Annotated in this window: 18 protein-coding genes, 4 tRNA genes and 1 riboswitch; of the genes, 10 read left to right on the top strand and 12 right to left on the bottom strand. The window is 72.0% G+C overall.

The window, feature by feature from the left end:
* Positions 1-2 precede the first annotated feature (2 nt).
* From AB0J42_RS16505 to AB0J42_RS16525, 5 genes are all read right to left on the bottom strand, one after another.
* The gene (locus AB0J42_RS16505; protein WP_364294611.1) at positions 3-2147 is read right to left on the bottom strand and encodes a ribonucleoside-diphosphate reductase subunit alpha; all 2145 of its coding nucleotides are present in this window, start codon (positions 2145-2147) and stop codon (positions 3-5) included.
* Between the two features lie 90 nt (positions 2148-2237).
* Positions 2238-2436, bottom strand: a riboswitch (cobalamin riboswitch).
* Positions 2437-2468: 32 nt separating this feature from the next.
* Complete coding sequence (locus tag AB0J42_RS16510; protein ID WP_364294614.1) at positions 2469-3383, bottom strand: tripartite tricarboxylate transporter substrate-binding protein; 915 nt, start codon at positions 3381-3383, stop codon at positions 2469-2471.
* Between the two features lie 75 nt (positions 3384-3458).
* Positions 3459-4196: an SAM-dependent methyltransferase gene (locus AB0J42_RS16515; RefSeq protein ID WP_364294617.1), complete on the bottom strand. Its 738-nt coding sequence runs from the start codon at positions 4194-4196 to the stop codon at positions 3459-3461.
* A 97-nt stretch (positions 4197-4293) separates the two neighbouring features.
* Positions 4294-6117 carry a glutamine--fructose-6-phosphate transaminase (isomerizing) gene (gene glmS / locus AB0J42_RS16520; protein ID WP_364294620.1) on the bottom strand — a complete coding sequence of 608 codons (1824 nt, stop codon included), beginning with the start codon at positions 6115-6117 and terminating at the stop codon, positions 4294-4296.
* A gap of 9 nt (positions 6118-6126) precedes the next feature.
* On the bottom strand, positions 6127-6414 hold the full coding sequence (locus AB0J42_RS16525; RefSeq protein ID WP_364294623.1) for a hypothetical protein: 288 nt from the start codon (positions 6412-6414) through the stop codon (positions 6127-6129).
* 910 nt (positions 6415-7324) lie between these two features.
* Here AB0J42_RS16525 and AB0J42_RS16530 point away from each other — a divergent pair.
* From AB0J42_RS16530 to AB0J42_RS16555, 6 genes are all read left to right on the top strand, one after another.
* Positions 7325-9043 carry a peptidoglycan recognition family protein gene (locus AB0J42_RS16530; RefSeq protein ID WP_364294626.1) on the top strand — a complete coding sequence of 573 codons (1719 nt, stop codon included), beginning with the start codon at positions 7325-7327 and terminating at the stop codon, positions 9041-9043.
* 86 nt (positions 9044-9129) lie between these two features.
* A tRNA-Gly gene (locus tag AB0J42_RS16535) sits at positions 9130-9201 on the top strand.
* Positions 9202-9216: 15 nt separating this feature from the next.
* A tRNA-Cys gene (locus AB0J42_RS16540) sits at positions 9217-9287 on the top strand.
* Between the two features lie 52 nt (positions 9288-9339).
* A tRNA-Gly gene (locus AB0J42_RS16545) sits at positions 9340-9411 on the top strand.
* Positions 9412-9430: 19 nt separating this feature from the next.
* A tRNA-Val gene (locus AB0J42_RS16550) sits at positions 9431-9502 on the top strand.
* Positions 9503-10188: 686 nt separating this feature from the next.
* Positions 10189-11010, top strand: a complete 822-nt coding sequence (locus AB0J42_RS16555) for a hypothetical protein (protein ID WP_364294629.1) — start codon at positions 10189-10191, stop codon at positions 11008-11010.
* Positions 11011-11170: 160 nt separating this feature from the next.
* Here the strand turns inward: AB0J42_RS16555 and AB0J42_RS16560 are convergent, their stop codons facing one another.
* From AB0J42_RS16560 to AB0J42_RS16585, 6 genes are read right to left on the bottom strand one after another with little or no spacing between them, the layout of a single operon-like run.
* Positions 11171-11482, bottom strand: coding sequence for a DUF6401 family natural product biosynthesis protein (locus AB0J42_RS16560; protein ID WP_364294632.1), 312 nt, complete (start codon positions 11480-11482; stop codon positions 11171-11173).
* Between the two features lie 43 nt (positions 11483-11525).
* Positions 11526-12659, bottom strand: a complete 1134-nt coding sequence (gene pcaC / locus AB0J42_RS16565) for a 4-carboxymuconolactone decarboxylase (RefSeq protein ID WP_364294635.1) — start codon at positions 12657-12659, stop codon at positions 11526-11528.
* Positions 12656-14083, bottom strand: coding sequence for a lyase family protein (locus tag AB0J42_RS16570; RefSeq protein WP_364294638.1), 1428 nt, complete (start codon positions 14081-14083; stop codon positions 12656-12658). Before AB0J42_RS16570 ends, pcaC begins: the two co-directional genes overlap by 4 nt.
* Complete coding sequence (gene pcaG / locus AB0J42_RS16575) at positions 14073-14564, bottom strand: protocatechuate 3,4-dioxygenase subunit alpha (RefSeq protein WP_364294641.1); 492 nt, start codon at positions 14562-14564, stop codon at positions 14073-14075. Before pcaG ends, AB0J42_RS16570 begins: the two co-directional genes overlap by 11 nt.
* Positions 14564-15229, bottom strand: a complete 666-nt coding sequence (gene pcaH, locus AB0J42_RS16580; protein ID WP_364294644.1) for a protocatechuate 3,4-dioxygenase subunit beta — start codon at positions 15227-15229, stop codon at positions 14564-14566. The genes pcaG and pcaH overlap by 1 nt, the downstream gene beginning before the upstream one ends.
* Positions 15230-15243: 14 nt before the next feature.
* Positions 15244-16401 carry a 4-hydroxybenzoate 3-monooxygenase gene (locus AB0J42_RS16585; RefSeq protein WP_364294647.1) on the bottom strand — a complete coding sequence of 386 codons (1158 nt, stop codon included), beginning with the start codon at positions 16399-16401 and terminating at the stop codon, positions 15244-15246.
* A gap of 80 nt (positions 16402-16481) precedes the next feature.
* Between AB0J42_RS16585 and AB0J42_RS16590 the strand changes: the two genes are divergently transcribed.
* The 4 genes from AB0J42_RS16590 to AB0J42_RS16605 all read left to right on the top strand — a co-directional run bounded on the left by AB0J42_RS16590 (position 16482) and on the right by AB0J42_RS16605 (position 20261).
* Positions 16482-17237: an IclR family transcriptional regulator gene (locus AB0J42_RS16590; RefSeq protein ID WP_364294650.1), complete on the top strand. Its 756-nt coding sequence runs from the start codon at positions 16482-16484 to the stop codon at positions 17235-17237.
* A 28-nt stretch (positions 17238-17265) separates the two neighbouring features.
* A complete protein-coding gene (locus AB0J42_RS16595; protein ID WP_364294653.1) occupies positions 17266-18111 on the top strand; it encodes an SDR family oxidoreductase in 846 nt (281 codons plus the stop codon).
* Positions 18112-18208: 97 nt separating this feature from the next.
* Positions 18209-18784: a cupin domain-containing protein gene (locus tag AB0J42_RS16600; protein WP_364294656.1), complete on the top strand. Its 576-nt coding sequence runs from the start codon at positions 18209-18211 to the stop codon at positions 18782-18784.
* A gap of 61 nt (positions 18785-18845) precedes the next feature.
* The gene (locus AB0J42_RS16605; RefSeq protein WP_364294659.1) at positions 18846-20261 is read left to right on the top strand and encodes an FAD-dependent oxidoreductase; all 1416 of its coding nucleotides are present in this window, start codon (positions 18846-18848) and stop codon (positions 20259-20261) included.
* On the opposite strand, the gene ligD is transcribed toward AB0J42_RS16605, so the two are convergent.
* Complete coding sequence (ligD, locus tag AB0J42_RS16610; protein WP_364294662.1) at positions 20258-21439, bottom strand: non-homologous end-joining DNA ligase; 1182 nt, start codon at positions 21437-21439, stop codon at positions 20258-20260. The two genes, AB0J42_RS16605 and ligD, sit on opposite strands and share 4 nt — an antisense overlap.

The following is a 21439-nucleotide window of genomic DNA, read 5'->3' on the forward strand; positions in this document are numbered from 1 at the left end:
CCTTACTGGCAGGCTTCGCAGATGTCGGGGTTCTCCAGCGAGCAGGCCTGCTGGACGGTGGTCTGCGCGATCCGGGTGGCCGGGCGGGAACGCAGGTAGTACGTGGTCTTCAGGCCCCGCTTCCAGGCGTAGGCGTACATCGACGAGAGCTTGCCGATGGTCGGCGCGGCCATGAACAGGTTGAGCGACTGCCCCTGGTCGACGTAGGGCTGGCGGGCGGCGGCCAGGTCGATGAGCGCCTTCTGCGGCAGCTCCCAGGCGGTGCGGTAGAGCAGCTTGAGGTCGTCGGGGATGCCGGGCACCTGCTGCACCGAGCCGTCGGCGCGTTTCAGCTCGTCGCGGGTACGGTCCGTCCACAGCCCGCGCTCCCGCAGGTCGGCCACGAGATAGCGGTTGACCTGGAGGAACTCGCCCGACAGGGTCTCCCGCTTGAACACGTTGGACACCTGCGGCTCGATGCACTCGTAGCAGCCGGCGATGGAGGCGATGGTGGCGGTCGGCGCGACGGCGACGAGCAGCGAGTTGCGCAGCCCGGTGACGGCGATCTTCTCGCGGAGCGCGTCCCAGCGCGGCGAGCCGGCGGCGCCGTAGTGGTCGGGGTGGAGCACGCCGGTCGCGGCGCGGGTGTCGTCGTACGAGGGGTGCCGCCCGCGTTCGGCTGCCAGGTCGGCCGAGGTGTCGTAGGCGGCCAGCGCGATCTCCTCGGCGATGCGGGTGGACAGCTCCAGCGCCCGCGGCGAGTCGAACGGCAGGCGGAGTGCGAAGAACACGTCGGCCAGCCCCATCACGCCGAGCCCGACGGGCCGCCAGCGCAGGTTGGCCTTCTCGGCCTCGGGCGTCGGGTAGAAGCCGAGGTCGATGGTGCGGTCCAGGAACCGCACGGCGGTGCGGACGGTGGCGCGCAGCCGCTCCCAGTCGAGGCCGCTGTGCCCGTCGAGGTGGGCGGCGAGGTTGACGGAGCCGAGGTTGCAGACCGCGGTCTCGCCGTCGCTGGTGACCTCCAGGATCTCGGTGCACAGGTTGGACAGGTGGATGACGTTCTCCGGCCGGGCGGTCTGGTTGGAGGTGCGGTTGGCCGCGTCCTTGAAGGTCATCCAGCCGTTGCCGGTCTGCGCGAGCGTGCGCATCATCCGGCCGTACAGGGTCCTGGCCGGGATCTGCCGTACGTGGCGGCCCTCGGCCTCGTAGGCCCGGTAGGCGCGGGTGAACGCCTCGCCGTGCAGGTCGGGCAGGTCGGGGACCTCCTTCGGGTCGAACAGCGACCAGACCTCGTCGGCCTCGACGCGGCGCATGAACTCGTCGGGCACCCAGTTGGCCAGGTTGAGGTTGTGGGTGCGGCGGGCGTCCTCGCCGGTGTTGTCGCGCAGCTCCAGGAACTCCTCGATGTCGGCGTGCCAGGTCTCCAGGTAGACGCAGGCGGCGCCCTTGCGCCGGCCGCCCTGGTTGACCGCGGCGACCGAGGCGTCCAGGGTGCGCAGCCACGGGACGATGCCGTTGGAGTGGCCGTTGGTGCCGCGGATCAGCGAGCCGCGGGAGCGGATCCGGGTCCACGAGATGCCGATGCCTCCCGCGTACTTCGACAGCCGGGCGACCTGACCGTACCGTTCGTAGATCGCCTCCAGCTCGTCGCGCGGCGAGTCGAGCAGGAAGCACGACGAGAGCTGCGGGCGGCGCGCGCCCGCGTTGAACAGCGTCGGCGAGCTGGGCAGGTAGGACAGGCTGGACATCAGCCGGTAGAGCTCGGCGGCCTCGGCGACGGTCCGCGACAGCCCGCAGGCGACGCGGAGGAAGAAGTGCTGGGGCCGTTCCAGCACGGCCCGGCTGACGGGGTGGCGCAGCAGGTAGCGGTCGTAGACGGTGCGCAGCCCGAAGTACTCGAAGCGGCCGTCCGCCTCGTCGCGGACGAGCGCGTCCAGCTCGGCGGCGTGCGCGGCGACGAACTCCGCGAGCCCGTCCTGGATCAGCCCGGCCGCGTGGGTGGCGGCGACGGATTCGGAGAACGTCCGCACCCCCTCCGCGGCGGCCTCCTCGGCGATCTCCTCGGCGAGCAGCCCGGCGGCCACCCGCGAGTTCGCCGGGTCGGTGATCACCCGGGCGGCGGCCTCCTCGATGGCCTGCCGCCGGTCACCCTCGACGATCTGTGTCACGTGCTCTCTCCTCGCGAGCTCGGCCCCGTGAGGGCACGCGAGAGCACGGCGGCGCGCGCCGCTACGCCCCCGGGCCCTCCCTCGAGGCCCTGGACATGGTGGATCGCCGGCAGGTCTTCGGGCTCGCGGGCGTCTGGCACACTCCTACTGGCCGTCGCTTCCCGGATGGCTTCCAGTGCTCGTTGACGGCGGTCGTTCCCGCTCACCGCTGCGGGGCAGCCCCGGATTCGCACCGGGTTCCCTTTTGCGCCGCCCCGGGCGGGGGCGGACCGGCGAACGAACGTGATCCTACATCTAGTGGCTGCTTCCGCAACCACCACATCATGTTGTGCCCTTGCCGCTTTCGAGGAGGCCGAGGTCCTGGAGCACGGTCTTGGTGCGGCGGATCTCGGCGGCGACCCAGGCGGCGAAGAGCTCCCCGGCCAGCGGGACCACCGACCAGCCGCCCTCCTGGCAGGTGCGGCGCCAGCCGGGCGAGCCGGTCACCTCCTCGCACATGCCGACGGCCGCGGCGCGGGCCGTCTCGGGCATGTCGCCGGGCCCGACGGCGGCGCTCCAGCTCGTGAAGTTGACCCGGACTCCGCACTCCAGCAGGCTGGGCGCGTCCACCCCGGGGAACCGCTCGGCGCACGAGACGGCCAGCACCCGCACCCGGCCCCCGTCGATGTAGGGCCGCCAGCCGGCGAGCGTGCCGGCCGCGGCGGCGACGCGCCCGGCCAGCAGCGCGCCCGCGGCCTCGGCGGTGCCGGGGTAGCCGGTGTAGTCGACCTGCCGCGTGTCGGCGCCGAGTCCCCGGGCGATGAGCCCGAACAGCAGATGGTCGGGCGAGCCCTGCGGCCCGCCCGCGAGCGGCGTCCCGGCGGGACCGGCGCGCAGGTGGGCGCCGAACGCGTCGAAGGTGGCGAACCGCGAGTCCTGCGGCACCAGCACCACCCCCACCTCGCCGGCCAGCCGGGCGAGCGGGGTGGCGCCGTCGAGGGGCGACTCGGCCGCGTTCAGCGCGGCGGCGGCGAGCGCGGGCAGCCCGGTGACGGTGAGCGTGGTGACCGGCCCCGGCCCGCCGACCTTGTAGCCTTCCGCGCGGGCCGCCCGGGCGAACGCGTCGGCGACGCGCCCCCAGCGCTCGCCGCCGGGCAGGATCTCGTACGAGCCGGGCGGCTTCCCCGCAGACCGGCCGCAGCCCGCCAGGCAGGCGGCCACTCCCAGGCCCGATGTGAGGAACCGCCTTCGCCGCATGAACCGCCTCCCCCGAAGTATCCACTTCAGGTTATTGACAGATCACACAGAGTTACACATGCCGGATATCACCCGCTAAGGTTTCCAGGCCATCCCGGCCAGCAGCGGCAGCCGGGTGCCGCCGACCAGCCGCGGCCGGTCGGGCCGCCACTCGTGGGCCTGCACCAGGCCGGGCTCGACCATGACGAAGTCGCCGAAGAACGCCTGGATCTCCTCCGGGCCCCGGCGGGTGCCGCCCGCCGGGGCGTCGCCCGAGGAGGTGGCGTGCGCGATCGCCAGGTGGCTGCCCGGCGCCAGCGCACCCCGCAGGCAGGCGAGCACGGCGTGCGGGTTCACGCTGTCGGGCACGAAGTGGAGCACCGACACCAGCAGCACCCCGACCGGGCGGGCCGGGTCGAGGTGGGCGGCGGCCTGGTCCAGCATCCGCACCGGGTCGAGCAGGTCGGCCTCGACGAAGACCGCCCGGTCCCGGTCGCCCAGCAGCGCCCGCCCGTGCTCGGCCACCACCGGGTCGTGGTCGACGTAGACGACCCGGGCGTCCGGGACCACCTCGTGCACATTGCCCTGCGTGGGCAGGCCGCTGCCCACGTCCAGGAACTGGTCGACGCCCTGCGCGGCGGCGTATCGTACCGCGCGCTGGAGGAACCCCCGGGCGGCGCGCGCCTGCGGCACCGCCTCCGGGATGAGGTCGGCCAGCCGGTCCAGGGCCTCGCGGTCGACCGCGAAGTTGTCCTTCCCGCCGAGGAGGTAGTCGTACATCCGGGCGAGATTGGGAGTGTCGGGGTTGGGAGTGTGAGGGTCTGACTGAGGCACCTTTTCGAGCCTAGGCGCTCACCTCCGCGGGCGACACGGGCGGGATTCCGACTATGACCCAGCCGAACGGTAAGGGTTTGCTAACCCCGCCTTTCCGCTACTCGACCGTAACGCTCTTGGCCAGGTTGCGGGGCTTGTCGACGTCCCTGCCCAGCGCCACCGCGGCGTGGTAGGCGAAGAGCTGGAGCGGGATCGTGAGCAGGATCGGGTCCAGCTCGATCTCGTTCTTGGGCACCACGATGCAGTCCTCGGCCAGCTTGGCGTCCGGCTCGCGGTGGCCGACCATCAGCACGCTGCCGCCGCGGGCGCGGATCTCGCCGAGCGTGGTGAGGTTCTTGTCGAGCAGCTCGTCGTCGGGGACGATCGCCACCGTCGGCATCTCCGGGCCGATCAGCGCGAGCGGGCCGTGCTTGAGCTCACTGGCCGGGTAGGCCTCGGCGTGCACGTACGAGATCTCCTTGAGCTTCTGCGCGCCCTCCCGGGCCACCGGGTAGCCGCGGACCCGGCCGACGAACATCATGCCCGCGTGCTTGGCGTACTTGCGCGCCAGCTCGGCGATCTTGTCGCCCTGGGTGAGGATCTCCTCCACCTGGTCGGGCAGCCTGCGCAGGCCCTCGCAGATGCGCCGGCCGTCGGCCGGCGACAGGTCGCGCACCCGGCCCAGGTGGAGCGCCAGCAGCGCGAACGCCACCGCGGTCGAGGTGAACGCCTTGGTCGAGGCCACCGACACCTCCGGGCCCGCGTGCAGGTAGACGCCGCCGTCGACCTCGCGGGCGATGGCGCTGCCGACCGCGTTGACGATGCCGATCACCCGGCCGCCCTTGCGCTTGAGCTCCTGCACGGCGGCGAGCGTGTCGTACGTCTCGCCGGACTGGCTGATCGCTATGTAGAGGGTGTCCTGCTCGACGACGGGGTTGCGGTAGCGGAACTCGCTGGCGGGCTCGGCGTCGGCCGGGATGCGGGCCAGCTCCTCGATCAGCTGCGCGCCGATCTGGCCGGAGTAGTACGCGGAACCGCAGCCGATTATCTTCACCCGGCGGAAGGAGCGGGTCTCGCGGGCGTCCATGTTGAGCCCGCCCAGGTGGGCCACGCTGAACCGCTCGTTGAGACGGCCGCTCATGGTGCGGGCGATCGTCTCCGGCTGCTCGGAGATCTCCTTGAGCAGGTAGTGCTCGTAGCCGCCGGTGTCGTAATGACCGGCGTCCCAGTCGACGGTCAGCGGCTCCTTGGCGGTCTCGCGGGCGTCGCTGGAGAAGGTGTGGAACCCGTCGGCGCGCAGCACGGCCAGCTCGCCGTCCTCCAGGTGCACCACCTGGCGCGTGTAGCGGACCAGCGCCGCCACGTCGGAGGCGGCGAACATCTCCTTCTCGCCGATGCCCAGCACGATCGGGCTGCCGTTGCGGGCCACCACCACCTCGCCCGGCCGCTCGGCGTCGACCACCGCGATCCCGTACGTGCCGACGACGCTGTTGAGCGACTTCCGTACGGCCTCCTCCAGGGAGTCGTTCTCGTCCACGGCGCGGGCGATCAGGTGGGCCAGCACCTCGGTGTCGGTCTCGGAACGGAACTCCACGCTGTCGGCCATCAGCTTGGCGCGCAGCTCGTCGGCGTTCTCGATGATGCCGTTGTGCACCACCGCGATGCGCTCGTCGGACGACAGATGCGGATGCGCGTTCACGTCGCTCGGCGCGCCGTGCGTGGCCCACCTCGTGTGGCCGATGCCCAGCGTGCCCTTGAACCGGGCCGGAACCACCTTGGCCAGGTCGGCGACCCTGCCCTTGACCTTGCGGACCTTGAGCCCCCCCTTGCCGGAGACGACGATCCCCGCGGAGTCATAGCCGCGGTACTCCAGCCGCTGCAGCCCTTCGAGCAGGATCGGGGCCGCGTCCTTCGGCCCTACGTACGCGACGATTCCGCACATCCGAGTCTCCTATCCGTAAACGATCCGGCGCAGCTGGCGCAGCGAAAGCTCCGGGGCCGCCACCCGGCGGTTCCTCAGCTCGGCGGCGACCCGGGGGAAGATCTCATCGTTGGTCAGGCCGCGCGCCTGCAGCTCTCCGTGACGCCGCCGCACGAACTCCTCCACGGACTCGGAGAAGTACGACAGCACGTCGTCCACCACACGTGCCGCTTCTCCCGGACCGAGGGGGGTGGTCCTGATGAGATGGGCGATGAGGTCCTCGTAGGGGTGCCGCGCCGTAGCCACAGACGAGGACATTACGCAGATGCCATGAGACACGGCAACATCCTGCCCGATATCGGGCAGGACTTAGCCCTAGTACTCCTCCTTCTTCTCCCAATCCGCACCCTCGTCTCGGTAGAACTCTCACGTCTCCGGGAATGGTCACGCTGAGTATTGATCTGGTTTCTCTTTGTGGGGGTTCGTCATGCTGCTGCAGGTCGTCGTCGCCGCCGCCGTCCTGGCCGGCCAGCCGGAGGGACGCCAGGGCGACTTCGCCGCGGCGGCCCGCGAGTACGGGGTGCCGGTCAGCGTGCTGCTGGGCCTCTCATACCTGCAGTCCCGCTGGGACGCCCACCCCGGCGAACCCTCCACGGCGGGCGGCTACGGCCCCATGCACCTGGTGGACCCGTCCCTCCTCACCGGCTCTGTCCCCCTGTCCAGCGGCCACTCCGGCCCGGTCCCCCGTACGCTTGCGCCGGGTCACGATCACGGCGACGCCCGCGGCGACACCGCCCGCCCCCTCCCCACCGACACCGGCCTTTCCCACACCTCAAGCGGGCGTGACGCCGGCATCCGCCCTTCTCACGCCCTAAGCGGACCTCAAACCAGCGCCCGTCCTCCTCACACCGCCCGCCCTTCTCATGCCCTAAGCGGACACCTTTCAGGGGCGGACATCGGTGCCCCCTCGTCGCACGCCCTAAGCAGGCACCTTTTCGGGGCGGACACCGGTGCCCCCTCGTCGCACGCCCTAAGCGGCCACCTTTCAGGGCCGGGCACCGGTGCTCGCCTTTCGCCCTCCCTGACCGGACACCTCTCAGGGCCGGGCACCGGAGCGCTTGCGCCGCACCCCCATCCCCTCAGTGGGCAACGTGCCGCGACAGACGGGGGCGTCCTTGGGGCGACAGTCGACGAGGCCGCACGACTAACCGGGATCAGCGCAGAACGGTTGCGGCGTGACCCCACGGCTAACATCCGGGGCGGTGCAGCGCTGCTCGCCTCGTACCAGCGGGTTCCCAGCACGGACCCCGCCCAGTGGCACGCCGCCGTCGCCCGCTACGCCGGTTCGCGCGCGTTCGCCGACGAGGTCCTGCGGGTGATCCGTGACGGGGTGATTCGCCGTACGGACGACGGGTCGCTGATCCGGTTGCCCGCGCACCCGGATCTCCGCTCCCCCGCCCGTCCCGCGGAGGGCAAGGCGGAGTGCCCGCGGTCGCTGAACTGCGAGTGGATGCCCGCCGCGTACGCCAAGACCGGCAAGGGCGGCTACGGCAACCACGACCGGCTGAACCGCCCCCGCCGTATCGACTACATCGTCATCCACGACACCGAGGGCCCGTTCACCGGCATCCCCCGCATGGTCCAGAACCCGAAGTACGTCAGCTGGCACTACACGATCCGCTCCCGCGACGGCCACATCGCCCAGCACGTACGGACCGGCGACATCGCCTGGCACGCCGGCAACTGGGACGTCAACACCCGCTCGATCGGCATCGAACACGAGGGCTACCTGGCCAAGGGCGGCACCTGGTACACCGAGGCCATGTACCGCGCGTCGGCCCGGCTGGTCCGTCACCTGGCCGCCGAGCACCGCATCCCGCTCGACCGCGCCCACATCCTGGGCCACGACAACGTCCCCGGCACCACCCCGGACGCGCTCGCGGCCATGCACGAGGACCCCGGCCCCTACTGGGACTGGGCCCACTACTTCGACCTGCTGGGCGCCCCACTGGACAAGCGCACCAAGCGCCTCGACGCCCTGGCCGACGCCCCCTCCGACCGGCCCGACACCCTCGCAGCCGGGCCGTCCGGCGGACTCGCCACCCTGACAGCCGAACCGTCGGACGGGGGCGACACACAGCCCGCCCAGCCGATCATCACCCTGGCAGCCGGGCCGTCCGGTCCGATCAATGCCCTGGCCGCCCGGGCCAGGCCGTCTGACGAGCTCGCGACCTCGTACGAGAACCACCACCTGCAGCCCGCGGGCACCCCGCCCTTGCAGGCCCGCGATCCGTACGCGGAGGCCCGTCCCCGGCGCGCCAAGTCCGTCGTGATCCTTCCCGAGTACGACGAGCACCAGCCGAGGTTCACCGGCTGCAAGCGTGCCAAGCCGCGACGGGCGTGCCCGCCGCACGGCGCGTCCTCGGTGTGGCTGCACACCGAGCCGCGCCATGACGCGCCGCTGGTCGACGACATCGGCAAGCGGGTCGGCAAGCCCAGCACGTACAGCGTGTACGACCACAGCGCCCGCGCCTCCGCCGGGCAGCGGTTCGCCCTGGCGGAGCGGCGCGGCGAGTGGACCGCCATCTGGTACCTCGGCCGCAAGGCGTGGTTCCACGACCCGAAGGACCGCCCGGCCGCCGTCCCCGCCCGGGGTCCGGTGGTCGTGCCGCGCGGGCCGAAGGTCAAGGTGTACGGTCGCGCGTACCCGGAGAAGTCCGCCTATCGCGGCACGGGAGTCGACTACCAGGACCACGTCCCGCTCCCGTACCGGATCGGCCCTGGTCAGGCGTACACGGTCGGCGACACGGTGACCGGTTTGTACCACTCCGCCGCGTACCGGCCCGCCAAGCACGTCACCGTCAAGGGCGACATCCGCTACTACCAGATCCAGCTCGGCCACCGCATAGCGTTCGTCAAGGCGGAGGACGTCCGCCTGAGGCGGTGAATTTCGCCTCAGGCGGGCTCACCATGCGCACAGGCACTCCGGGAAGACGATATGGTTTTCCTCGTGACCGGTCGACGCCGGGACACGCGGAAGTGGCTCAGGGGTAGAGCATCACCTTGCCAAGGTGAGGGTCGCGGGTTCGAATCCCGTCTTCCGCTCGGAGTTCGACTCCTGGTGGAGTGGCCGAGAGGCGAGGCAGCGGCCTGCAAAGCCGTCTACACGGGTTCAAATCCCGTCTCCACCTCGGTGCGTTCGGCGGATCCCCCGAGATCCGCTAGAGTAAAGAACAACACCTCGCGGAAGTGGCTCAGGGGTAGAGCATCACCTTGCCAAGGTGAGGGTCGCGGGTTCGAATCCCGTCTTCCGCTCTAAGTCACAACTTGATAAGGACGATTAGCTCAGCGGGAGAGCGCTTCCCTGACACGGAAGAGGTCACTGGTTCAATCCCAGTATCGTCCACCCCCAAAGACCCTGACTCACGGCAGCAGCCAGAGTCGGGGTTTCTTCATTCCGCCCACCGCAGAGGTGACCCCGACGTCGACCTTTCTGCGGCTGGGCATCTCCCATCCGTACCACTCCCCTGTACGACAAGGCGGCCACCGCCCCAACCCAGACCGCCTACGCCGTCGGCACCCGCGTCACCCACGAACCTAACCGGCGCCCACCGAGAAACCGGCACGGGCGCAGTCCTGGCTAAAGGAGGTGGTGTACGGGCGCGGGGGCGCGATTCCTGCTCGGCTTACGGGTCCTGAGCAGGTTACAGGCCATGAACGGGGGGACGCAGGTCCTGAACGAGTTACGGGCCCTCAGTGCGGGGCCGCTGGACGTCGAGGACGTACTGGTCTTCACCGCAGCAGTACGGTGAGCGCGCCTGGCACGACCTTGTTGGACATGACACGTACATCCGTGCACGTGAACCTGCCATCCGACCCCCTCTTGCGTTACGCGTACATCCAAGCCGTGAAGCCCGGCCGCACCCTCGGCGGTCGTACAACCTCTGTGGGGGCGCGGGATCGCCGAGGTGGGGGTGATTTCACGATTTGTATACATCATGCCCTGTTTAGTACAGATCTAGTTACTCTGGGTGCATGAAGGCCCTCCGAGGGGGTACCGCGCTGTCAAACAGCTCCTCGGAGGGGGGAACCGTGGACATCAACATAGGCCAGGGCTTGTCGGACGCCTGGCGGATGATCGCGACATTCGTACCCAGACTGATCGCTTTCCTGGTCATTCTCATCATCGGCTGGATCGTGGCCAAGGTGCTTGAGAAGATCGTGGACAAGGTGCTGGAGCGGGTCGGGTTCGACCGGGCCGTCCAGCGCAGCGGCGTGCGGAAGTGGATGGAGCGCAGCCAGTACGACGCGAGCAGCCTGCTCGCCAGGATCGTCTTCTACGCGATCATCCTGGTCACCTTGCAGATCGCGTTCAGCGTCTTCGGGCCGAACCCGATCTCCCAGCTGCTGAACGCGGTGGTCGGATGGCTGCCCAGAGCGATCGTGGCCATTGTGATCATCGTGGTGGCGGGGGCCATCGCGCGGGCCGTCGGCGACGTGCTCAGGAACGTGCTCGGCGGGCTGTCGTACGGGCGGTTCGTGGCCACGGTCGCGGAGATCTTCATCTGGGCGCTGGGCATCATCGCCGCGCTCAACCAGATCGGGGTCGCCACCTCGGTCACCACGCCGGTGCTGATCACCGTGCTGGCCACGGTGGGCGCGATCGCGGCCATCGGCGTCGGCGGCGGGCTCGTCCGGCCCATGCAGCAGCGGTGGGAGCGCTGGCTCACCCGGGTCGAGGAGGAGGCCCCGCAGGCCAGAGCGCACGCCGAGGCGTACCAGAGAGGCCGCGAGCACGCCCGCGGCATGACGCCGGAGGAGATGGCCGAGCGCGGCACGTCGGAGCAGCGGGTCACGCCGCAGACCGGCACCGGGACGGTCGGCTCCACCCGGCCGGACATCCGCGAGCCCTGACTCGCGCCTGCCCTCCGGGAAACGAGGGTGGCCGCGCCCCGACGGCGCGGCCACCCTCGCGGCGAGTCAAGGGGCAAGGCGGTCAGGGGGTCGGGCGGGCCCGACATCATGGTCAAGAGGTCGAGGCGGGCCCGGCGGGTCGAATGCCCCGGGTCGGAGGTCAGGCGGGCAGGTCGCCGGTGAGGAAGCCGTGCCGGCGGGCCAGCCAGCACGCGGCCGTCAGCCGGAGCGCCGCCGGGTCGAACGGGGTGGTGAAGGTCCACCCGCGCTCGCGCAGCTCGTCCACGAAGCCCAGCACGTAGTCGCCCAGGATCTCGCGGTCGATCGGGATCGTGTCCCGCAGGACCGCGGCGTGCTGGTCCACCGCGGCGGTCATCCCGGGGTCGGTGGCCATCCTGTCGAGCTGGTCACGGCCCAGCGCGTCCATCACCCACTGCAAGGGCGCAGTCGCCCACCCATCCTCGAAATGCATCTTTAAACCCTAAACCATGACAAAACCCCTTTACCCCATGTGATCAGCCCTCCGCGTCGATCTCCGCGAGCGTCCGCTGCGCCACCGCGAAGGCCGAGTTGGCCGCCGGAACCCCGCAGTACACGGCGGTCTGCAGCAGCACCTCCTTGATCTCCTCGCGGGTGAGCCCGTTGTGCAGCGCCGCCCGTACATGCATCGCCAGCTCCTCCAGGTGACCGCGCGCCACCAGCGCGGTGAGGGTGATGAGGCTGCGGGCGCGGCGGTCGAGGCCGGGACGGTTCCAGATCTCGTCCCAGGCGTAGCGGGTGATGAAGTCCTGGAAGTCGCGGGTGAAGTCGGTGATGCCGGCGTTGGCCCGGTCGACGTGCGCGCCGCCCAGCACCTCGCGCCGGGTCCGCATCCCGTGGGCGCGGCTCTCCCCCAGCGTCTTCCCCGCCCCCGCCGGCCAGGTGCCCGACAGATGGCCGGCCATCGCCGCGGTCGCCCTGTCGGCGCACTGGACGGTCGCCAGATGGGAGGCGCCCGGGATGACGCTGAGCAGCGCGCCGGGGATGCCGGTGGCCAGGGTCAGCGCGTGCTCCACCGGCGTCGCCGGGTCCTCGGCGCCCGCCACCACCAGCGTGGGCGCGGCGATCTCCGGCAGCCTGGCGCGCAGGTCGTAGGCGGCCAGCGCCTCGCAGCAGGCGGCGTAGGTCTCGTCGTCCACCTGGCGGGTCAGGTCGACGACCCAGCTCCCGTCGTAGCCCTCGGTGAACCAGCGCGAGGGCAGCGCGGGCCGGAGCGACCGCACGCCCTCGGCCCGTACCAGCGCCGCCCGCTCACGCCACGGCCCCGGCTCGCCGAAGCGGGCCGACGTGCAGCACAGGATCAGGCTGCGTACCCGCTCGGGCGCCTCCAGCGCGGCGGTCGCGGCGATCGCGCCGCCGAGAGAGATCCCGCCGATGGCGAAGTACGGCTCGTCCACCAGATCCAGTACGGCCTGCGCCAGGTCGTCGACGGTGAACCCGGCGGCCGCGGGTGAGCCGCCGTGCCCCGGCAGGTCGTACCGGAGCACCCGCCAGCGCTCGGTGAGCGCGGGCAACTGGGGCTTCCAGACGTCCAGGGTGGTGCCCAGCGACGGGCCGAGGACGAGCAGCGGCGCGCCGGCAGGGCCGTCGACGCGATGATGGAGCTTCACGGGTTTCCTTCTCTGTCTCGGTACGCGGCCAGTACACGGTCGGTGAGGTCCGGGGCCGCGCCCAGGTAGCCGGCCGGGTCGAGCAGGCCGGCGGGGGCTTCGAGTGGGGCGTCACGCCGGAGCATCGCGGCGAGCTCCTCCTTGCCGAGGTGGGCGGCGAGGCGTTCGGAGACGATGCGCCCGCCGGTGAGCGCGGCGTTGGCGCGCATCCGGCCGGGGAAGACCCGCAGGCCGGCGGCCAGCTCGTGCGCGGTCTCGGCGGCTCCCCCGGTCAGCCGCAGGCACTCCCGCAGCGGGCTCCACTCGGCCTGCCAGGCGCCCGCCGCGCGCTCGTGCTCGCCCACCTGGGCGAGGGCCTGCGCGTAGACCGGAACCTGGAGCGAGGCGGCGCGGACGAGCACCGACAGGGCGGGGTTGCGCTTGTGCGGCATGGCGGACGAGCCGCCGGGCGACGCCTCGGCCACCTCGCCGACCTCCGTCTGGGACATGAGCACCACGTCGGCAGCGATCTTACCGAGCGCCGACGTCACTCCGGCCAGCGCCGCCCCCAGCTCCGCGACCACGGACCGCTCCGCATGCCACGGAACCACCGGCGCGGCCAGCCCGGCCTCCTCGGCGAACAACTCCACGATTCCGAGCGCCCGCCCCGCGGCCCCCTCCCCCAAGCCAGGAGAACCCTCCGAGGAAGGCGCGCGCTCGGCGGAAGCGTCTCCACCGGCCTCCGCCTCATCAGAAGCCGAACCCTCCGTAGCGGCGCTGGACCCTTCACCCGCAGCCGCCGGGACGCCGGCGAGGGCCGCGTGTTCGGTGAGGGCGGCCAGGGTGCCTGCCGCGCCGCCGAGCTGGGCGGGCAGGGTGACGGCGGCCAGGCGGTCGCGGGCGCGCAGGACTCCCGCCAGCCAGGTGGCGGCCTTCAGCCCGAAGGTGGTGGGGACGGCCTGCTGGCCGAGGGTGCGGGCGGCCATCAGGGTGGTCCGGTGCCGTTCGGCGAGCCGGGCCAGGGCGGCCATGACGCCGTCGAGGTCGGCGAGGACGGCGTCGACCGTGCGGCGGGCGACCAGCATGGCGGCCGTGTCCAGGATGTCCTGGCTGGTGGCGCCGAGGTGCACGCAGGCGGCGGCCGGCGGGCCCACGGCCTGGCGCAGGTCGGACACCAGCGGCACGACGGGGTTGGCCGCCCGCCGGGCGCGCCGGGCCAGCTCGGCCACGTCCACGTCCAGGGAGGCCGCCGTGCGGGTGATCAGCGCCGCCGTCTCCTCAGGCAGCAGGCCGGCCCGTGCCTGGGCACGGGCCAGCGCCGCCTCGGCGTCCAGCATCGCCCGTACCCAGGCCTGGTCCGAGGTCAGCTCCTCGGCGCGGACGCCCGCCCGCACGGGCGCCAGCAACCCGGTGTCGAGCGGCCGGGACGTGCCGTCAGAAGTCAAGGAACACCGTCTCCCCTTCGCCTTGCAGGCGTACGTCGAACTCGTAGGTGTCCCCCTTCCCCGTCGCGATGAGCGTCGCACGCCGGTCCGCGTCCAGGCTGTCCAGCAGCGGGTCCGGCCGCTCCTCCAGGTACACCCGGGTCAGCACCGAGCGCAGCAGACCTCGGGCGAAGATCTGCAGTGACAGATACGGCCCAGTGGGACGGACGGTTCGAAAGCGGTAGCGGCCGTCGGGAGTGGTGGAAGCGCGGCCGAACCCGGACACCCCGCCGTCGCCGCGCCGGAACGCGCCGCGGTCGCCGGTCCAGCCGTGCCAGAGCTCCAGCATCGCGTCCGGGACCGGCTCGCCGGCGCCGTCCAGGACCAGGCCGGTGAGGGTGATCGCCTCCGGGTGCCCTTCGGGGACGAGTTCCCAGTCGTGCTCGTACGGGAGCGCGTGGGCGAAGAAGGGGCCGACGGTCTGCGAAGGGGTCACGGACATCAGGACTCCACGGGGGTACGGCCGAGCACGATGTCGAAGGTGTAGCCGAGCGCCCACTCGGGCTCGGTGACGTCGTGCGCGTACGAGGACACGAGCCGCTGACGGCCCGCCTCGTCCGGGATGGACTGCATGATCGGGTCGAACGCGATGAGCGGGTCGCCTGGGAAGTACATCTGGGTGACGAGCCGCTGGGTGAAGGCGGTGCCGAACACGGAGAAGTGGATGTGGGCGGGCCGCCAGGCGTTGGGGTGGTTGCGCCACGGGTACGCGCCGGGCTTGATCGTGGTGAACCGGTAGCGGCCCTCGTCGTCGGTGAGGCAGCGGCCCGCGCCGGTGAAGTTGGGGTCGAGCGGGGCCGGGTGCTGGTCGCCGGCGTGCGCGTAGCGTCCGGCGGAGTTGGCCTGCCAGACCTCGACCAGGGTGCCGCGGACGGGCCGGCCGTCGGAGTCGAGGACGCGGCCGGTGACGATGATGCGCTCGCCGATGGGTTCGCCGTCGTGCTGCTTGGTCAGGTCGGCGTCGAGCGGCGCGACCTCGTCGTGCCCGAAGACGGGGCTGGTCAGCTCGATCGCGTCGGGGTCGGCCTTGAACGCCACCGGCTGCTGCGACGGCGCGCGCAGCACGGTGCTCTTGTAGCCGGGAGACAGGTACGGAGGATGGGTCATGGTCGTCCTTCTGGTCACCATTCGTAGCCGACGTAGTTCTCCGCCAACGTGGTGGCGGCCGCCTCGGACGAGGTCACGTAGTCCAGGTAGGAGAGCTGCAGCCGCCGCCCGTAGGCGTCGTCGGAGTCGAAGGTGTGCAGCAGCGTCGTCATCCACCAGGAGAAGTGCTGGGCCCGCCAGACCCGCTTGAGGCAGGCGGCGGAGTAGCCGTCGAGCAGTTCGGTCGAGCCGGTCTCGAAGTACGCGGCGAGCGCCTCGGTCAGCACCCGCACGTCGGCGACGGCCAGGTTGAGGCCCTTGGCGCCGGTGGGCGGCACGATGTGGGCGGCGTCGCCGGCCAGGTAGAGCCGGCCGTACTGCATGGGCTCGATCACGAAGGAGCGCATCGGGGTGACGCCCTTCTCCACGATGTCGCCGGTGGTCAGGGTGAAGCCGGGCACGGTCTCCAGGCGGGCCTTCAGCTCGTCCCAGATCCGCCCGTCGGGCCAGTCGTCGAGGTCGGCGTCGGGCGGGACTTGCAGGTAGAAGCGGCTGAGCGTGGGCGAGCGCATGCTGTGCAGGGCGAAGCCGCGCTCGTTGCGGGCGTAGATGAGCTCTTCGGAGGAGGGCGGCACGGTGGCGAGGACGCCGAGCCAGGCGAACGGGTACTCGCGCTCGTAGGCGGTGAGCACGCCCTCGGGCACCGACGGCCTGGACACGCCGTGGAAGCCGTCGCAGCCGGCGATCACGTCGCAGTCGAGCCGTTCGCCGCCGAAGGTGAGGTACGGCTGGTCCTCCAGGGAGTGCAGGGCCACGTCCTCGACCTCGAAGCGGATGTCGCCGCCCGCCGCGAGCCTGGCGGCGATCAGGTCCTTGACGACCTCCTGCTGCCCGTACACGGTGATGGCCCGGCCCGGCACCAGCTTCTCGAAGGCGATGCGGTGGGTCTCGCCGCCGTATCTGAGCTCGATGCCGTGGTGGGGCAGGCCCTCCCGCAGCATGCGCTCGCCGACGCCGGCCGCGATGAGCGTGTCGACCGTACCCTGCTCCAGCACGCCTGCCCGGATGCGCCGTTCGACGTAGTCGCGGCTCCGTCTCTCCAGCACCACTGAGGAGATGCCGCGCAGGTGGAGCAGGTGAGACAGCAGCAGGCCCGCGGGCCCGGCACCGATGATCCCTACCTGTGTGCGCATGCCGGAAGCATCCTGCCTCCCGGCCCCCGGAATCGAGAGGAGGCTTCCACTGAGTGGAAGGTTTCTGCGAGGATGTGCGTATGGCGGGCGGATCCCGGGAGCCGGGCAGGAGTGTGACGTCGAAGGTCCTGGCGATTCTCGGCGCGTTCGACGCCGCTCACCCGAGGCTGACGCTGACCGAGGTGGCGGCGCGCAGCGGGGTGCCGCTGTCGACGGCGCACCGGCTGGTGCGGGAGCTGGAGCGGTGGCAGGCGCTCGGCCGCGGCCCCGACGGGCGGCTGAGCGTGGGGCTGCGGCTGTGGGAGCTGGGGCAGCTCGCGCCCGCCCGGCTGCAGGACCTGGCGCATCCGTGGCTGCAGGAGGTGTTCGCCGGCACCGGCGAGAACGTCCACCTGGCGGTCCGCGACGGCGTGGAGGTGCTGTACGTGGACAAGGTGTACGGGCGGCGGGCGGTGCCGATCGTGTCCAGGACGGGCGGGCGGCTGCCGATGCACCCGACCGGGGTGGGCAAGGCGCTGCTGGCGTACGAGCCCGACTGGTTCGTCCACTCCTATCTGGCGCGGGAGCTGGAGCGGCCCACGCCGCACACCATCACCGAGCCGGGGCGGCTGGCCCGCGAGCTGGCGACGGTGCGCGCCCAGGGGTACGCGCTCACGTACGAGGAGATGACGCTGGGCTCGTGCTCGGCCGCCGCCCCGGTGCTGGTGGACGGCCGGGCGGTGGCGGCGCTGGGCATCGTGCTGGCCTCGCGCCGCGCCCGCGAGCTGCCGCGGCTGGTGGAGATCCTGCGGAAGGCGGCGGCGGGCATCGCCGAGTCCTACTCGGCCGCCGCCTGATCGCGCAGGTGGGGGGTAGGGGGCCCGCATGCGCATTCTGGTGACGGGAGCGGGCGGCACGCTCGGCAAGGCCGTCCTGCCCGCCTTGGTCAAGGCGGGTCATGAGGTCCGCGCGACGGGCCGGGTTCCGCGCGGCGGCGGGGACGCCCGGTGGTTTCCCGGGGAGCGCGTGAAGGAGGCCGTGCGCGGCTGCGACGCCGTCCTGATACTGCCGGAGGAGCGGCGCGGGGAGCCGGTGTGGGAGCGCGGGCTGGTGGCGGCCGCGTGCGGGGCGGGCGTGCCGCACCTGCTGCGGGTGGCGGCGCCCGCGGCCGGGCGGGCGGGCCGCCGCCTGGACGAGGCCGAGCGGATCGTCCGGAGCAGCGGGCTGGGCTGGACCCTGGTCCGCCACAGCCATCTGCACCAGTCGCTGGACCGGCTGCTGCGGGAGTACGCCGCGTCGCCGGTGCTGCCGGTGGACCCGTCGGTGCCCTGGCAGCCGGTGGACGCCCGCGAGGTGGCCGCGTACCTGACGGGGCTGGTGGACGGCGGGCCGCGGCAGGCGGCGCTCGCGTTCGGCGGGCCGGGGGTCCTGCGTACGCCCGAGCTGGTCAGAACATGGCTGGGGGCGCGCGGGCTGCGCCGCCTGTGCCCGCGGGTGCGCTATCCCGGCAAGGCGATGGCCGAGCAGCGGGCCGGGCGGCTGCTGGTCAGGAACGCGCCGCTGGGCACGCTCTCCTGGCGTGACTGGCTGACGCCGCCGCCCGTGCTGTCGGACGACTTCGCGGTGGAGCACACCGCCTCGCCGACGAGCCCGGCGGCGCAGCCGGAGAACGATCCGGACCTGCGGGTGTACGGGGGCGACGAGGGGTATCAGCGGCAGACTCGGGCGTAATGTCGAGATTCGCCCCTGTTGCTGCACTTTATATAACCCTGTACCGTCGGTTCCGTTACACTGAACATCTTGTTCAGTGCCGCAGACCGAGGGTTCGATGACGGAGCCAGAGACCGCCCGCCTGGGCGCGCGCATCCGGGCGTACCGGCAGATGCGCCGCATGACCGTGCGCGGGCTGGCGGTCGAGGCGAAGGCGAGCCCCAGCTTCATCAGCCAGCTCGAACGCGGCCGGACCAGCGCCAGCATCGGCATGCTCCGGCGCATCGCCACCGCGCTCGGCCTCACCGTCGCCGACCTGTTCAGCGAGGACGACGAGGCCGGGCACCGCGTGCTGCGCCGCGCGGCCCGGCCCGCGTTACGCGCCGCCCCCGGCACCCGTAAATACCTGATCTCCCAGCGTCCGCTGCAGAATGTGGAGGTGTACGCGGGAGAGTTCGAGCCGGGGACCTCCACAGGCGACGAACCGTACTCCCACGGCGAGTCCCAGGAGATCCTCCTGGTGCTCCACGGCCGCGTCACCGTGTACCTCGGCCCGGCGGGCTCGGCCTCGCCGCAGGTGCTCGAACCGGGCGACAGCGTGGAGTACCGGACCTCGGTGCCGCACCGCGTCGTCAACGAGGGCGACGAACCGGCCGAGGTCATCTGGGTGATCAGCCCGCCCACTCCCGCGTGACCGGCCGGGTCGCCGGCTCCGTTTCTTCTTCGCTACTAGCCCGATATGGAGGGGGTTCGACGTGCAGGGGATCCCGCTGACGGGGGACTTCGCCAACGGCGGGGTCTCGTTCTGGTACCGGCAGGCCGGTCTGCCCGCGCGCCGGGCGCCGCTGCCCGGCCCACGCGACTACGACGTGGCGATCGTGGGCGGCGGCTACACCGGGCTGTGGACCGCCTACTACCTGAAGAAGGCCCAGCCGGACCTGCGGATCGCCGTGCTGGAGAAGGAGTTCGCCGGGTTCGGCGCGTCCGGCCGCAACGGGGGGTGGCTGTCAGCCGAGTTCGCCGGGTCGCGCAAGCGGCACGCCAAGGCGCGCGGCCGGCAGGCCATGATCGACCTGCAGCACGCCATGTTCCGCTCGGTGGACGAGGTGATCGAGGTGGCCCGCGAGGAGGGCATCGACGCCGACATCCACAAGGGCGGGCTGGTCCACGTCGCCACCAACCCGGCGCAGCGCCGCAGGCTCCGCGCCGAGGTGGCCGACCTGCGCACCTGGGGGTACGGCGAGGACGACATGCGGCTGATGGACCGCGACGAGATGCGCGAGCGGCTGAACGTCGCGGGCGCCATCGAGGCCGCCTACTCGCCGCACTGCGCCCGCATCCAGCCCGCCAAGCTGGCGGTCGGGCTGGCCCGCGCGGCCGAGGCGCTGGGCGTCGACATCTTCGAGAGCACCCCGGTGACCGAGATCCGCCCGCGTGAGAACGGCCGGGCGTCGGCCGTCACCCCCCGGGGCACGGTCACCGCCGAGTACGTGATCCGCGCCACCGAGGGCTTCACCGCCAGCCTGGCCGGTCAGCACCGGCAGTGGCTGCCGATGAACAGCTCGATGATCGTCACCGAGCCGCTGCCCGCCGAGTTCTGGAAGCACGCCGGCTGGGCGGGCAACGAACTCCTCGGCGACCAGGCCCACGGCTACATCTACGCGCAGCGCACCGCCGACGACCGGATCGCGATCGGCGGCCGGGGCGTCCCCTACCGGTACGGGTCGCGTACGGACGTGTGGGGGGCGACGCAGGCGCGGACGGTCGCGGCGCTCTGGCGGATGCTGGTCAAGCTCTTCCCGGCCACCGCGGACGCGCGGGTGCAGCACGCCTGGTGCGGCGTGCTCGGGGTGCCGCGCGACTGGTGCTCGACCGTACACCTGGACCACGCGACCGGGCTCGGCTGGGCGGGCGGCTACGTCGGCAGCGGCGTGACCACCGCCAACCTGGCCGGGCGCACCCTGCGCGACCTGCTGCTGCGGCGCGACAGCGACCTGGTCGCGCTGCCGTGGGTGGGCCGCCAGGTGCGGCAGTGGGAGCCCGAGCCGCTGCGGTGGATCGGCGTGCAGCTGATCTACGCGCTGTACCGGGCCGCCGACCGCCGGGAGAACGACCACGGCACCACCACCTCGCCGTTCGCCCGCGTCGCCGACCTGATCTCCGGCCGCTAGCGCCACGGGTCGTAGTCGACCTCCAGCGGTTCCTGCGGCGGGCGCTCGTCCTCGGGGACGTGCTGGAGGTTGACCCGGATCCGGTACCACACGCTGCTGCGCCCGCGCATGCCGTCGACCAGCACGTCGGCGGGCTCCAGCCGGGCCGCGGCGGCGGGGTGGCGGGCCTTCCAGCGTTCGAGCCCGGCCAGCGCCTCGTCCTTGTGCCGGGCTCTGGCGATCTCGATGACGGGCTTGGTCTGCCGTCTGCGGCCGGTGCCCTTGGGCGGCCTGGGCGGCGGGCCGAGCTCCTCGGCCAGCGCGAGCAGGCGGTCGAGGGAGCCGGGGTGCAGGTCCATGTCCTCCCACGGGTCGCCGGACGCGGCCAGCCGGCCGGGCACCGTGTCGAGGGTGAACTCCTCGGGGCGGCAGCCCTGCACCTCGTCCCAGGTGAGCGGGGTGGAGACGCGGGCGTCGGGGACGGCGCGCACCGAGTAGGCGGAGGCGACGGTGCGGTCGTAGGCGTTCTGGTTGAAGTCGACGAACACGCCGTGCCGCTCCTCCTTCCACCACCGGCTGGTGGCCAGGCCGGGGGCGCGCCGCTCTACCTCGCGGGCCACCGTCTCGGCCGCCTTGCGCACCTGGGCGAACGGCCACCGCCGCTCGATCCGGGCGTAGACGTGGAAACCGCGCGAGCCGGACGTCTTGGGCCAGGCGGTCAGCCCGTGATCGGCCAGCACCTCCCGGGCGACCTGGGCGGTTTCGAGCACGTCGCCCCAGCCGACGCCGGGGACCGGGTCGAGGTCGATGCGCAGCTCGTCCGGGTGAACGAGGTCGTCGGCCCGCACCGGGTGCGGGTTGAGGTCGACGCAGCCGAGGTTCACCACCCAGGCGAGCTGCGCCAGATCGGTGCAGACCACCTCGGACGCGCTCATCCCCGACCGGTAGCGCAGCTCGGCCACCTCGATCCAGTCAGGCCGCTTGGCCGGGGCCCGCTTCTGGAAGAACGCCTCCTCCTCGACGCCGCGCACGAACCGCTTGAGCACCATCGGCCGCCCGTACACCCCGCGCAGCGCCGCCTCCCCCACGGCCAGGTAGTAGCGCACCAGGTCGAGCTTGGTGTGACCGGTGCGCGGGAAGACCACCTTGTCCGGGTTGCTGATGCGGACTTCGCGGCCTGCGACCTCGATGTCGGGCAT

The sequence above is a fragment of the Nonomuraea sp. NPDC049649 genome (genome assembly GCF_040675175.1).
Taxonomy (GTDB): Bacteria; Actinomycetota; Actinomycetes; order Streptosporangiales; family Streptosporangiaceae; genus Nonomuraea.

What these genes read in the sequence shown, in the direction of transcription:
- AB0J42_RS16510 (WP_364294614.1), bottom strand. Translation starts at nt 3,383, where the DNA reads ATGCGGCGAAGGCGGTTCCTCACATCGGGCCTGGGAGTGGCCGCCTGC.
- glmS (WP_364294620.1), bottom strand. Translation starts at nt 6,117, where the DNA reads ATGTGCGGAATCGTCGCGTACGTAGGGCCGAAGGACGCGGCCCCGATC.
- AB0J42_RS16525 (WP_364294623.1), bottom strand. Translation starts at nt 6,414, where the DNA reads ATGTCCTCGTCTGTGGCTACGGCGCGGCACCCCTACGAGGACCTCATC.
- AB0J42_RS16560 (WP_364294632.1), bottom strand. Translation starts at nt 11,482, where the DNA reads ATGCATTTCGAGGATGGGTGGGCGACTGCGCCCTTGCAGTGGGTGATG.
- pcaG (WP_364294641.1), bottom strand. Translation starts at nt 14,564, where the DNA reads ATGTCCGTGACCCCTTCGCAGACCGTCGGCCCCTTCTTCGCCCACGCG.
- pcaH (WP_364294644.1), bottom strand. Translation starts at nt 15,229, where the DNA reads ATGACCCATCCTCCGTACCTGTCTCCCGGCTACAAGAGCACCGTGCTG.
- AB0J42_RS16585 (WP_364294647.1), bottom strand. Translation starts at nt 16,401, where the DNA reads ATGCGCACACAGGTAGGGATCATCGGTGCCGGGCCCGCGGGCCTGCTG.
- AB0J42_RS16590 (WP_364294650.1), top strand. Translation starts at nt 16,482, where the DNA reads ATGGCGGGCGGATCCCGGGAGCCGGGCAGGAGTGTGACGTCGAAGGTC.
- AB0J42_RS16595 (WP_364294653.1), top strand. Translation starts at nt 17,266, where the DNA reads ATGCGCATTCTGGTGACGGGAGCGGGCGGCACGCTCGGCAAGGCCGTC.
- AB0J42_RS16600 (WP_364294656.1), top strand. Translation starts at nt 18,209, where the DNA reads ATGACGGAGCCAGAGACCGCCCGCCTGGGCGCGCGCATCCGGGCGTAC.
- ligD (WP_364294662.1), bottom strand. Translation starts at nt 21,439, where the DNA reads ATGCCCGACATCGAGGTCGCAGGCCGCGAAGTCCGCATCAGCAACCCG.